11 protein-coding genes are annotated in these 12,820 nt (G+C 44.3%); 6 read left to right on the top strand and 5 right to left on the bottom strand.

Annotated features, from left to right (window positions below; translation table 11 throughout):
• Positions 1-63: 63 nt before the first annotated feature.
• Positions 64-1,620 (bottom strand): hypothetical protein, encoded by a 1,557-nt coding sequence (locus AAEY72_RS03450; RefSeq protein ID WP_352309454.1) that lies wholly within the window; start codon positions 1,618-1,620, stop codon positions 64-66.
• A gap of 460 nt (positions 1,621-2,080) precedes the next feature.
• On the opposite strand from AAEY72_RS03450, the gene serB reads away from it, so the two are divergent.
• The 6 genes from serB (at position 2,081) to hemJ (ending at position 8,057) form a co-directional block, all read left to right on the top strand.
• Entirely contained in the window at positions 2,081-3,271 is a 1,191-nt protein-coding gene (gene serB / locus AAEY72_RS03445) for a phosphoserine phosphatase SerB (RefSeq protein WP_352309453.1), read from the top strand.
• 492 nt (positions 3,272-3,763) lie between these two features.
• Positions 3,764-4,753 carry a DUF368 domain-containing protein gene (locus AAEY72_RS03440; protein WP_352309452.1) on the top strand — a complete coding sequence of 330 codons (990 nt, stop codon included), beginning with the start codon at positions 3,764-3,766 and terminating at the stop codon, positions 4,751-4,753.
• A gap of 238 nt (positions 4,754-4,991) precedes the next feature.
• Positions 4,992-5,393, top strand: a complete 402-nt coding sequence (aciT, locus tag AAEY72_RS03435) for an AciT family ciprofloxacin tolerance protein (protein ID WP_352309451.1) — start codon at positions 4,992-4,994, stop codon at positions 5,391-5,393.
• A gap of 240 nt (positions 5,394-5,633) precedes the next feature.
• Positions 5,634-6,140 (top strand): SCP2 sterol-binding domain-containing protein, encoded by a 507-nt coding sequence (locus tag AAEY72_RS03430; protein WP_352309450.1) that lies wholly within the window; start codon positions 5,634-5,636, stop codon positions 6,138-6,140.
• Positions 6,141-6,475: 335 nt separating this feature from the next.
• Entirely contained in the window at positions 6,476-7,546 is a 1,071-nt protein-coding gene (gene bioB / locus AAEY72_RS03425) for a biotin synthase BioB (protein ID WP_352309608.1), read from the top strand.
• Positions 7,547-7,622: 76 nt separating this feature from the next.
• Positions 7,623-8,057, top strand: coding sequence for a protoporphyrinogen oxidase HemJ (gene hemJ / locus AAEY72_RS03420; RefSeq protein ID WP_010201681.1), 435 nt, complete (start codon positions 7,623-7,625; stop codon positions 8,055-8,057).
• Positions 8,058-8,213: 156 nt separating this feature from the next.
• On the opposite strand, the gene AAEY72_RS03415 is transcribed toward hemJ, so the two are convergent.
• From AAEY72_RS03415 to AAEY72_RS03400, 4 genes are all read right to left on the bottom strand, one after another.
• Complete coding sequence (locus tag AAEY72_RS03415; RefSeq protein WP_352309449.1) at positions 8,214-9,050, bottom strand: hypothetical protein; 837 nt, start codon at positions 9,048-9,050, stop codon at positions 8,214-8,216.
• 302 nt (positions 9,051-9,352) lie between these two features.
• Positions 9,353-9,844: a hypothetical protein gene (locus AAEY72_RS03410; RefSeq protein WP_352309448.1), complete on the bottom strand. Its 492-nt coding sequence runs from the start codon at positions 9,842-9,844 to the stop codon at positions 9,353-9,355.
• Positions 9,845-10,007: 163 nt separating this feature from the next.
• Positions 10,008-10,724, bottom strand: a complete 717-nt coding sequence (gene rph, locus AAEY72_RS03405) for a ribonuclease PH (RefSeq protein WP_352309447.1) — start codon at positions 10,722-10,724, stop codon at positions 10,008-10,010.
• Positions 10,725-10,983: 259 nt separating this feature from the next.
• Complete coding sequence (locus tag AAEY72_RS03400; RefSeq protein ID WP_352309446.1) at positions 10,984-12,768, bottom strand: AMP-binding protein; 1,785 nt, start codon at positions 12,766-12,768, stop codon at positions 10,984-10,986.
• Positions 12,769-12,820 lie beyond the last annotated feature (52 nt).

The following is a 12,820-nucleotide window of genomic DNA, read 5'->3' as shown; positions in this document are numbered from 1 at the left end:
TCGTACAGGCTATCTCGCAGGCAATTGTAGAGAGAGTGGCAGCATTAATAGCGATGAAGCATATTACTCATCCGTTTCTTCAATCATCAGAACTGCATTACGGACATCTGCCAAACGCTGAATCATCGAGTCATTGCCACCATCAAATATCGCGCACTCACGCTCATAGACAGTTGTCGGACGCATGATGCTGTGTACTTGAACATGGTTGCTGATTTGTTTTAGTCCAGCATTAGGCAGCAATATCAACATCTGCTCTTTTTTGCCCACGCTTTGTAACAGTTGGGTCATGGCATCGGCTTGGGCATCATCACTCACGCCAGCTTTGGCTGACAAGGCAAAACGCGACAGTTCAATATGCTTGTCGTGGATGATCTTATTGAGCATCAGGTAGAGCTTGCCAAGCATCACGCCTGCTAGCGCGACTTTGGCATGGCTATTATCCGCTTTGAGCACCGCACAGGCACCGCTTTCGTCAAAGCGTGGTTCATTCATCGCACTAACACCCATCAACAGCGGTTGTTTGAGTAGCTCGGTTATTGCCTGATTGAGTAGCTGCGTACATAGCGCAAGGTAAGGCAAGCGCTGGGAAGGCGCTAGACGCTCAAGCATATTAAATTCGTCATGAAATACGATTTGGACACTGACCGTGTCAACTGCGCGTGTGGCAGATAGCTTAGCGGTAGATGACTGAGAGGCACTGCCATTGACTTTATGAGTGCCATTATCACTGCTGCGCCCATCGTTTTGCGTTGCGTCGGTAGCCTGATCATCTGTATGATATTCAGAGGTATTGTCAGCATTAAGACCAGTGTCTTCCGTCGTCGCATCTTGATTCTGCTGCGCCCTTAGATAGGCATTAACTTCATTATGGACGTCAATTTTGCGGGTATTTGTGGTTTTATTACTGGTTTCACCAGTCACTTGATTATCATCAAGATTACGACCTTCATTTTTATTGCTACTGTTTCTAGTATTGTTATTCTCGTTATCGGCTGAGCGCTTGTCATTCGCACCATCAGCATAGCCACGATCATTCTCGCGAGCATTCTCACGATAGTCACTGCGTTGATCAACCTGCCGATATTGCTCGCGATATAAATCTTCGACATCACGGCTGAGCGCATTGATTTGCTCTTTAGTAGGACGAGCCAGATAACCATAAATCAGCCAAAGCAATAAATGCAGCAGCATAGTACCGATGACAAACGGCCATTGCATAGCGATAATCTCGCCCTTGCTAATATCTTTTAGTGTCAACGACACACTGCCAATCACCGCATCGCCATTGGTGGCGATCTGACGAATGGTATCGCCTTGCTGCATTGGCGCATTGCCAACAGGCACCAAGATGTCGTCGTTGTTGTCTTTAATCAGTATCCGTGTGACGTCTTGCTCGCTGGTATAGCGATTGGCAATAACGCTTAAGCTGACACGGTCTTTGTTTTCTAAAGACAACCTTGCCTCATCAATCAGCTGGGCGACCATCTGCTCGCCTTTTAACGCACGACTTTTGCTCAGCTGTTGGTCGGTACTGATGACCAATAATAGAGTCTGCAAACAAAAACTAACCAGAAGAATAATGGCAAACAACCCTTGCCGCGGCGCTAAATACGTCATGATATGGTAAACTTTTTTGGAGAAGAGAAATTAAAAAACGAGGCTATTGCTCATTTTTTGGCTAATTTTTAGAAAATTGTGATGCGTGCATATTGATAGAGCGTTACTGAAACCAATCACCATTATTTAAATTACTATGACGTCAAATAGCTCTCGCCCATCGGACTAAACTTAACTCATGATAGTATCGCAATCTGCATCATTAACACCGCTGCTGTCTTTGCCACAACATCGTTACCAAGTGGGCAGTTTATCTCATCTACTATATCACCATAATAAGCCTTATAGCGTTAGTCACTTTATAAATTTATCATGATAACTTTATCGCATTTGAGCAGTTTTTGCGCCCTGACAGGCAATCTTAGACACCTGTGATACTTTGCACGTCATCTATAGGCGCTGCTCAGTAAAACTGTTATTATTCCCAATCTTATATGAGCATACAAGGGACAATTGAGCCATGCCAAAAAATACCTCTTATTCGTTACCAAAAGACAGCAAAGCATGGCAACAAGCCGTCGACTCTATTGCGGCATTATTACCTGATGATACCAATTTGCAAGATTTTGATGCGCTACAGTCGCTGCCTGTTTTTGCACTCATCGTAGTGCTGCCGACTCAAGTGTCAGCAATGGATATTCATCAATATGTTCAGTCATGGGTCGATGAGCAACCAAGCTGGCATTTGGTAACCGTCGCCGAAGACACCGATGCAAGCTTTGTCAATATCACAGTTTCTGATACAGAGCCGATGGCAGCAGATGCGCAACGTCTTCCCTTTACACAGGCGCAAGTATTCCGCTATCTACTGGTGCCAGTAACCGACACTCTCATGCACCCTGGCAAGAAGACGGCGGCGGCTCATATCATCGATGATCAATTGACCACGCGCTTGCGTCATGACTTGACCGAGCAATATAAAAACACGCGCAGCACAGGTATTACGGACGACTTAAACGTCGTTGATTGCCATATTTTATCCGTCGGTCATATGCTGCGTACCCACAAACTTGCCTGCTTTGATATGGATTCGACGTTGATTGAACAAGAAGTCATCGTAGAACTGGCAAAAACAGCGGGAATTGGTGAAGAAGTCGAAGCCATTACTGAGGCAGCCATGCGCGGTGAGATTGATTTTGATGAATCATTTGCTCAGCGGGTGGCGTTACTAAAAGGCATCTCAACAGATGTGCTCGATGATATATGCAGCCGCTTAACGCTATCTGCAGGCGCTCGCACTACCATCAGCGCACTAAAAGCCTTGGGCTATCATACGGTATTGGTATCTGGCGGCTTTACTTATTTTGCCCGGTATATTGCTGAGCAATTGGGTATTGATGAAGTCCATGCCAATGCCTTAGACATCGACGAAGGTGAAGTCACTGGCCACATACAATTACCCATCATAAATGGTGCCAAAAAAGCCGCTATCGTCGAACATACTGCTGAGCGTTTGGGTATCGAGATGTCACAAGTGGTCTGTATCGGCGACGGTGCCAATGATTTGCCGATGATGGCGCTTGCTGACTTGGGGGTCGCGTATCATGCTAAGCCTATTGTGCAAGCACGTGCCGATGCAGCGATTAATGTGACTGGTCTAGAAGGCGTGCTCTACGCGCTTGGCTATCCCGCACTTGCTCCTACTGAGTAATGTCTAAATGCTGGACACACTATAAAAAGCTAGGTTAATGTCTTTGTCATTAGGGTCTGTTGAACATTCAAATATTAGGACTGCTGATCGCTAAAATCGCATCAAACTAGGCGTAAACCGACGATAATGTCGAGACCTTAGCTAGGTTTACAACAACGTTTGGGGTGATTTTGGCATCAGCCTTTCAGGGCAGTACTATTTTTTGCCAATATATGGCGAAATTGTCTAACCTAGAATAACTAGGCGTCAAAAATTTCACTGCATATTGTCTAAAAAATAGCCACTGCCAGTTCCACATTTGAATATTCAACAGACCCTAATCTGGCTTTTATATTTATAGTTTTTATATTTTGTTGCCACTGACTATGGCGCTATTTTAATAAAACCATTTGAACCTTACTGCCTGAGCATGACTTTAGTCTAACTCATGACTTTAATCTAAATATTGGCACTCACCTTCAACGCTCATCTCAAATCACTCAAGGACTGTCCATGACGGCACCCCAATCACCTAAACCAAGCGAGTCGTCAGTGCCGCAACCATTAGATACCAGTGTGACTACTACTGACAGTCCAAAACAGCTATTAGGCGTTTACTTCAAAGGTATGGCCATGGGCGCGGCTGATATCGTGCCTGGTGTCTCTGGCGGTACTATTGCATTGATTGCAGGTATTTACGAGCGCCTGATTAATGCACTTAGTAGCATTGGCCCCCATCTGTGGCAGATATTCCGCCAAGAAGGTGGCATCAAAGGTCTAGTTGCAGTTTGGCGACAAGTGGATGCCACTTTTTTATTATGTCTGCTACTCGGTATTGCCACCAGTTTTTTGACCTTGGCTGGTATGATCAAGCATCTACTGGACAATGAGCCATTACTGATTTGGTCATTCTTTTTTGGGCTGGTTGTCGCAACCGTATTTATTTTATTAAGCGAAATTAAGCGCTGGAATATAGGACGAGCAGTACTGTTTATCATTGGAATAGTAACAGCTGTTACTATCAGTAGTTTGCCTTTACTGACCACTACTCCAAGCTTACCCTATCTGTTTTTTGCCGGAGCCATTGCTATTTGTGCGATGATTTTACCGGGTATTTCAGGGTCGTTTATCTTACTGTTGATGGGAGCGTATGATACGGTATTAGAGGCTGTCCATACTCATGATTTCACCGTCATTTTTACTGTTATGGCGGGTATGGCAACGGGATTGTTATTATTTACTCGTGCGCTTAAATGGTTATTGTCTCGCTATTATCAAGCTACATTAGCCTTGCTCACAGGCTTTATCGCCGGATCCTTGGTTAAAGTCTGGCCGTGGAAAGTCGACGCCTTAGGTTCTCTAAATAGTGAGGCGATCACCAACGTCATGCCATGGCAATATCCTACTGGCCCGCACTGGTTAAGCACAGTCGGACTTATGCTACTCGGTGCTATTTTAGTCTCGCTATTGTCTTGGTGGGGCAACCGTACCAATCGAGCTTAGCCCTGCCTCAAGCTTGTATTAATCTCATCTAAAATTAACAAAACCTTCTCTTTATTACCAATAAAAAGCGCCCATTCTTGCGGCGCTTTTCTTAGCAAATCCCTACGCTAAACGGTCAAAATCATTCAAAAAACCAAACGTCAACGGTTGTCGCAAAGTCGCCTACACCCTCTTCAGCTTTGTTCAATAACCTTTCATAATAGCCTCATTGGAATTCACCTTATGAATAGCGAGATGAATGATGTTACTGACTATTTTTTCTTTTATCGGTGTTGATGCGTGGAGCAGCGCGGCATGGCTTGGTTATGGGCTGCTAGCAGGTGTGGTCGTGGCACTTGCTCTCTCATCGCATCGTTGGCTCTTACTATATCTGTTTGGCGGCATGGTCTACTGGCTGAGCGTCGAAGTTATCCAAAATATCTTGTCAGGTCGCCCTACACTATCAGAGCTTTCAGAATGGCACAGCTACGTCATCGCTATGGGAATAAGCTGGCTACCTTTGACGGTCTGGGTGCTGTATCGGGCATTACGCTACGATGATGTGAGTCAGTCGGTCAGTCAGCAGCGCGAGTTGGAAGCGGCGCGCTATGTCGAGCACACACCTGTTTACGACGACGATTATCAGCCGCGTTTTCATTAGACGGCTAAACAGAAAGCCATTAAACAGAAAGTAGATAATCAGAAAGCAAGTAATCAAAAACACAGATGCCAAGCAATCGGTCAACCTTAAACGACCAATGTTACAAGATACTTAACACGCTCTACTTAACTCCTAAAGAATTGATACCACTCAATAGTTTATAATCTAATTATATATTTATCATAAAAACTGGTATAAAGTACGCTTTATTTTTATGCCCCACCCTTTAGGAGTTCCACTATGTTTACTATTCCTGTATTAGATATCAAATCTGACCCATTAGATGCATTATTGGCCGTGGTCGGTTATCGCTTGTCTATGCTAGCTGATAGCGACAATGAAGACGTCAAAGCACTATTTTCTGATCGCAAAGTCACGATTGAATTTGCTAGTACTGAATCTGATATTGCCCGTTCTTTTAGCTTTGATAATGGACAGTTTAGCCAACATAGCGGTCATGCAAAAGAAGCGGACCTAACCATCAATTTCAAAGACTCTATGACTGGCGTTAAGCTTTTGACCCAAGGCAGTCTGCCTGCTTTTATGACAGCAGTACAAGAAGGCAACCTGAGCATCGAGGGTGACTACAGTCTAATGATGTGGTTCAACAAGCTTGCCAAACACATCGTGCCAGCCATTCCAGAAGAGTGTAAGCCTTATCTTGATAAAGCCAAACCTTATGCCTATAAAGCACAGAAATTTGCTGAGCATTGGGTTGGTGTTGCTAAGCATAAATTGGGTAAATAGTCAGACATAAACAGTTAAATAAATGAATAGCCAACAATGACTATTGATGTGCCTCTAAGATGTTTCTAATGTGCTTAATTGTAGCCATTCTAAATACTATCTAGTCGCGTTCTGACTTTCTAAAAAGGTTGCGGTATACTATATCGCAGCCTTTTTTATTGTTTTAGAACCATTAAATACTTTAAAACAATAAAAGACGCAAATATCCATATTTTTAATACCGTTATAAAAGGACTTATATTATGGCAGGACTGCTTAGTATCTCAGAACCTAACGCCGACAGCCAAACTGACACACTTAACAATCAAGCCAATACAACCAGTGAGTTGTTGGCGATGCTAGCCACAGACGCGATTAAAACAGACCAAAATGTGACCAGCAAACACAGCCGTGAACAAATTTCTCAGCTCTTTGATTTGCCTTTGATGGATTTATTATTACAAGCACAAACCATTCACCGTCAACATTTTAAAGCGAATGAAGTGCAAATCAGTACCTTACTGTCTATTAAAACAGGTAACTGCCCAGAAGACTGTGGCTATTGCTCGCAATCAGGTCATCATCGCGATACCACCAACTTGCAAGCAGAGAAACGCATAGAAGTCGATAAGGTCATTGCCGCAGCCAAACGTGCCAAAGCCAGTGGCTCGTCACGCTTCTGTATGGGTGCAGCGTGGAAACATCCTAGCGCCAAAGACATGCCCTATGTGGTTGAATTGGTCAAAGAAGTAAAAGCGTTAGGTCTTGAGACCTGTATGACGCTTGGTATGCTTGATACCAATCAAGCAACGCAATTGGCGGATGCAGGATTGGATTATTACAATCATAATTTGGATACCTCGCGCCGCTACTATGAGCAAGTTGTCAGCACGCGCAGCTATGACGAGCGCTTAGATACTATCAATAACGTGCGCAATTCAGGTATCAATGTCTGTAGCGGCAACATCGTTGGTATGGGTGAAAGCCGTGACGATCGCATCGACTGGGTACACGAGCTGCTAAAAATGCCTAAAGCACCAGAGTCGATTCCGGTCAATCTATTGGTGCCCATTAAAGGCACCCCGATTGGCGATAAGGTATTAGCAGAAGGTCAGCTGCCTGTATTTGAGTGGATTCGTACGATTGCCGTGGCGCGTATTTGCTGCCCAACCAGCTATGTGCGCCTGTCGGCTGGTCGCGAAAGCCTATCTGACTCTGAGCAAGCACTGGCCTTTATGGCAGGTGCCAATTCATTCTTTTATGGTGACAAACTTCTGACCACTGGTAACGCCAGTCAATCAGGCGATGACAGACTCATGCGTGAGCTTGGTCTAACAAAGCAGTTTGCCGCACCAAGAGCGCCTAGAGTATTGCCTGTAATGGATGCGATGAACGGTCATCAGACACAAGTCGTGATGGCTGATTAAGGCCTGATGAATACATTCCACTTTACCGTATAACCAACTAGCAGTAGACAATCAAAGCTGAGTAAGAGAAACCTAGATGGCAGACTATTTTAACTGGATTAAAGCAGCACATATTATTTCTATGGTTTGCTGGTTTGCGGCGATTTTCTATTTGCCGCGCCTGTTTGTTTATCATGCGATGAGTGATGATAGCATTAGCCAAGAGCGCTTTACCATTATGGAGCGCAAGCTCTATCGCGGTATTATGACACCATCGATGATAGCGACATGGGTATTTGGTCTATGGATGTTAGGTCTAGGCTGGGATGTGTATAAAACTCAAGGTTGGTTACACGTTAAGCTCTTGCTGGTCGTACTACTGTCTGGCTATCACGGTGCATGCGGATTTTATCGTAAAAAACTGATGGATAATCCACATTATAAGTCGCATAAATTTTGGCGCTGGTTTAATGAAGTGCCAGTATTTGCTTTGGTCATTATCGTAATTTTAGTGGTGGTAAAACCTTTCTAGAGCTCAGTACAATGGCTAATTTCTAGAACTAACAGCCTAAAAATAAAAAGCGTCCGCTACTTTAATAAGTAACGGACGCTTTTTTATTATCTTACTACACCAAAGGCATTTGACATAGCCAATCGTATTTTATGACTTACTGTCAAACAGTAGAGCTTAAACACTAGGGCGCATGATTTGATAAACATTACTCAAATCATAAACACGATAACGTGCAGGTTCGCGTCGGTTTTCGCCCGCATAACTGAGTATCAATGCTTGCTTTGCACGCTCATCAACCCAGCCGACGAACAGTCCACTATGCTCAACACCATTGTAGCCATGATTAATATAGTAGAGCCAATCCCCGACTTCAATCTCGCCACTATTGGCGTACGGACCTTGACCATAAGTCCCTTTATGCACCGTATCACGCGTCACCCCTGCCCGTTTAAATACCGCATCCAGATAATCCCAACAGCCGCCTTGAATAATCGAGCGCTCGTTCAGTGCCATTTTGCGCGCTGTACTCACCACCTCACGCGCTGCCATATTGCTTTGCGTCTCAGCATTGCTGAGCAACGGTAAATACTCACTATCGACGTTATCATAACTACCGGATAAAAACGCTGGTAGCGCCCTAGGTGCTTGACGTTGTACGTCAGGATAACGATAAGAAGTATTGACAGCTGGCGGATTCGCGTAAGGGTTGTTGTTAGAATAACTAGTGGTTGAATAAGAGGGAGTACTAGTTGGTCGAACATTGACAGGGCTTGATCGATAGCTGCCAGCACGTTGAATAGTAGAGCGTGTACTCACTTTGGCAGCAGGTACCGCAGCAGGCGTTGGTGTATAACGGGCACTGTACTCAGGCTGGACGGATTTTTGTGCAATAAGCGCGCTCATACTATCTGCATGGGCTTGACCTACCACACCGACAGTGAGTAGCAATAGACTGCACGACATACTACATGACGTTGTGACCGACGACATAGACACTGGCAAACGCGACATGACTAGCTCCTTGTCAATAGCATCGCAATGATAGCATTAACAATAATAGGGGTTGGATTTCCAATCCTATTTATAAACTATTTAAGCGTGCATCTGCAAGCATTATTCCTTTTTCATTGACGATAAAAGGTATAAAAAGACAGACTAATGGTAGTAGAGAAAAAGGGTTTAGACAGGCAATAAAAATGTAAGTACGAATAATACGGGAGTGGGATAGAAATTTTTAGAAAAGTATAGGCTCACAATTATAAGGCTAGGACGTGCCCTCATTTTAAAAACGAGGACACGCCCTAGTAAAGACGCTAATCGCTGCTCATCTTAATATTGACATGGCGCTTTGTCAGCGCTTGACCTTGCAAGATAGCTTTAGCAGCGGTTGCCTCTTGGACAGTCTCAAAGCCGCTAATATGATACTTACGTACATTGTCACTATCGCAAATTTGTAGCTGTTCGCCGATAAGCTTGACGTCATCACTATCGATCAAATGGATGTGCTCACGCTTACCATTATTGTCATGCACCAGCTCACCAGCTCGCACCCATAAAATGCCGTTATTAATAACGCCACTCATGGCCTTTTTGCGTTGTTGGCGTTGCTTATTAAAAATAAAACTACCGATAATAAGCAAAGCAAGCGCACCAATAGCCAAGCGCTCAGAGAGTAGACTCATGGCCATGGCGACTGCAACTGCACCAATAAGCAATGCTGACCCAAACCAAAACAGACCATTATCAGCCGTTTGCGGTTGAGCGTGCAGAGTGATTTTGGCACCATCATCAGTCAGCTTGAGCATGCGTTACTACCTGTTGCAGAACCACTGTTTTTTGAGAGACAATTATCTTTTAAAAGACAACCATGGGTTTTGGGAAACAACTATCTGTCAAAAGACACTTAACTATCGAAGATTAACAATAGCATCAAAAAAACATTTCATTATCTTAGACATTAACAGTGAATTACCAGCCTAACGCTGTTTTTTGCATCGCAATAAGCTCTGCAATGCCTTTTTCTGCCAGTACCAACATATCGTCTGCTTGCGCACGGGTGAATGGCTTTTCTTCTGCCGTACCTTGTAGTTCAATGAACTCACCTTTCTGAGTCATCACCACATTCAAGTCCGTATCACAGCTGGCGTCTTCTTCGTAGTTCAAATCTAGATACGCTTTGCCATCTTTCATACCAACAGAAACCGCAGCGACCAAACCAATCAATGGGTCCACTTTCAATTTTTTGGCTTTTTGGATGCTTTCTAACGCATCAATGAGCGCGATAGCTGCGCCAGTCACACTAGCGGTACGAGTACCACCATCTGCTTGCAATACATCACAATCAAGATAAATGGTGTTTTCGCCCAGCTTGCTCAAGTCAATCATGGCACGCAAGCTACGACCGATGAGACGTTGAATTTCTTGCGTGCGACCTGACTGCTTACCACGTGCCGCTTCGCGTTGATTACGGGTATTGGTCGCTCGTGGCAACATACCGTATTCTGCCGTGATCCAGCCCTTACCCTTACCTTTGAGCCAACGCGGTACGCCTGATTCAACACTGGCTGTGCAGAGTACTTTGGTGTCGCCAAAGCTGACTAATACAGACCCTTCAGCATGCTTAGTATAATGGCGCTCAAAGCTGATCGAGCGAAGTTGGTCAAGCTCACGATTGTCAATACGCATAAAAATTCCTAGTACGATGTTTTAAAAGCAATGTCATAAGATAAGGGGTCTGTCATTATTTGGGTAGTAGCCAGTATTTATTTAGCGAAACACTTGAGTTCCGAAACACTTGGATTCCAATATACTGACACTCCGAAATAAAGGATAACTGGATGCCTTAGCAGACCTAAATATTACGACATCCTAACGTGGCGACGGCGCAATAGCAAGATTCACTCAAGCTATTACGCCGTTGTTGCCATTAAATGTGGCGCTTACTTTATTCTAAACCTTCCATCTTACGCAATTCTTTACGGAGGATTTTACCCACGTTTGATTTTGGTAATTCGTCAACGAACTGCACGTGACGCGGACGTTTGTAACCCGTCAACTGCTTTTTGCCAAAATCAAGCAGCTCCTGCTCAGTCACATAGCCTTTTTTGACCACAAAGATTTTTGGTTCTTCGCCACGATCATCGTTCGGAATACCAATGGCACCGCACTCTACCACACCTGGATGCTCGCTCATGGCTTCTTCGATTTCGTTTGGATAGACGTTAAAGCCAGAGACCAAAATCATATCTTTTTTGCGATCGACAATTTTTATAAAGCCTTTTTCGTCCATGATACCGATGTCACCCGTTTTTAGGTAACCGTTGACAGTAAAACTCTCGGCGGTTTCTTCTGGACGATTTTGATAACCAATCATCACCTGCGGGCCTTTGACACAGATTTCACCACGATCGCCTAAGGCGACTTCATTTTCATCATCATCAATCAGTATCACATCGGTGCTAGAAGCCGGAATACCAATTTTACCCGTGAATTCAGCGATGGTCATTGGGTTAAAAGCAACCACAGGGGATGTCTCAGACAAACCATAGCCTTCGACGATAGGTAAACCAGTGATTTTATGCCATTCTTTTGCCACACTTGGTAATACCGACATACCACCGCCAATGGAGGCTTTTAAGTTAGAGAAATCTAGGTCGGCAAAGCCGTCTTTATGTACTAAGCCATTAAACAAGGTATTTACCGCAGGGATAAAAGCAGGTTTGTATTTACCCATCTCTTTGATCAAGCCGTCAAGATCACGTGGATTTGGAATAAGTAAACCAGCACAACCTTGGTACATGCTATACATCCCACAAACCATAAATGAGAACACATGGTATAGCGGTAGCGCCGTCAAAAGAACATCAGTAGCTTCGATATCATCTTCAAAAGCGCTGTCCATGAGCGCACTAATCTGTAGCATATTGGCTATTAAGTTACCATGAGACAACATCGCGCCTTTAGCAACACCGGTCGTGCCGCCAGTATATTGTAACAACGCCACATCGCTTAGATTCATGTCAGGGCGCTTATACTCGCTAGCTGAGACCGCATTTAGCGCATGCTTAAAGCTGGTGCTCTCTGGCAAACTATAAGACGGAATCATTTTTTTGACATGACGAGCGACGAGGTTAACCACGGTTCCTTTCACCGTGCCGAGCATATCACCGAGCTTACAGACAATGACGTGCTTGACCTGACCTTTGTCTTCCGCCTCTTCATAAGTCTTGGCGAAGTTTTCAACGATAAACAACGCTTTGGCACCGCTGTCATGCAACTGGTGCGACAATTCACGACTGGTATACAACGGGTTGACATTGACCAACACCATACCTGCCCGAATGATGCCTAGCATCACAATAGGATATTGCAAAATATTGGGCATCATCGCCCCTACTTTGTCCCCTTTGACCAGTCCTAGCGACTGTAAGTAGCTGGCAATCTGGCGACTGTATAGGTCTAATTGCTTAAAGCTAATAGAAGCGCCCATACAGATATAGGCAGGTTTTTGTCCATACCGGCTAAAGTTGCGTTCGAACACTTCAAGTAAAGAGGTACTGTCATCTGGCATATCGATAGTCGCATCGATATTGTAGCGCTCGTAAGCATTCAGCCAAGGACGGTCACTAGCTATCGTCGGCATCGTAGGAAAGGTGTTGGTCTCAATCATTGACTGAGCATCTTTAGCCGCGCTGTCGTTTTTTGTCTCTTTATTGATATTGTCCGTCATAACTTCCCCTAAATATTACCGTTAAAAAGATAGAATAATTTGATGAAAATAT

This window comes from Psychrobacter sp. W2-37-MNA-CIBAN-0211, from assembly GCF_040309405.1.
GTDB classification, from domain to species: domain Bacteria; phylum Pseudomonadota; class Gammaproteobacteria; order Pseudomonadales; family Moraxellaceae; genus Psychrobacter; species Psychrobacter glaciei.
This window is presented reverse-complemented; position numbering and strand designations above follow the sequence as displayed.

What these genes read in the sequence shown, in the direction of transcription:
- AAEY72_RS03450 (WP_352309454.1), bottom strand. Translation starts at nt 1,620, where the DNA reads ATGACGTATTTAGCGCCGCGGCAAGGGTTGTTTGCCATTATTCTTCTG.
- serB (WP_352309453.1), top strand. Translation starts at nt 2,081, where the DNA reads ATGCCAAAAAATACCTCTTATTCGTTACCAAAAGACAGCAAAGCATGG.
- AAEY72_RS03440 (WP_352309452.1), top strand. Translation starts at nt 3,764, where the DNA reads ATGACGGCACCCCAATCACCTAAACCAAGCGAGTCGTCAGTGCCGCAA.
- aciT (WP_352309451.1), top strand. Translation starts at nt 4,992, where the DNA reads ATGATGTTACTGACTATTTTTTCTTTTATCGGTGTTGATGCGTGGAGC.
- AAEY72_RS03430 (WP_352309450.1), top strand. Translation starts at nt 5,634, where the DNA reads ATGTTTACTATTCCTGTATTAGATATCAAATCTGACCCATTAGATGCA.
- bioB (WP_352309608.1), top strand. Translation starts at nt 6,476, where the DNA reads ATGCTAGCCACAGACGCGATTAAAACAGACCAAAATGTGACCAGCAAA.
- hemJ (WP_010201681.1), top strand. Translation starts at nt 7,623, where the DNA reads ATGGCAGACTATTTTAACTGGATTAAAGCAGCACATATTATTTCTATG.
- AAEY72_RS03415 (WP_352309449.1), bottom strand. Translation starts at nt 9,050, where the DNA reads ATGTCGCGTTTGCCAGTGTCTATGTCGTCGGTCACAACGTCATGTAGT.
- AAEY72_RS03410 (WP_352309448.1), bottom strand. Translation starts at nt 9,844, where the DNA reads ATGCTCAAGCTGACTGATGATGGTGCCAAAATCACTCTGCACGCTCAA.
- rph (WP_352309447.1), bottom strand. Translation starts at nt 10,724, where the DNA reads ATGCGTATTGACAATCGTGAGCTTGACCAACTTCGCTCGATCAGCTTT.
- AAEY72_RS03400 (WP_352309446.1), bottom strand. Translation starts at nt 12,768, where the DNA reads ATGACGGACAATATCAATAAAGAGACAAAAAACGACAGCGCGGCTAAA.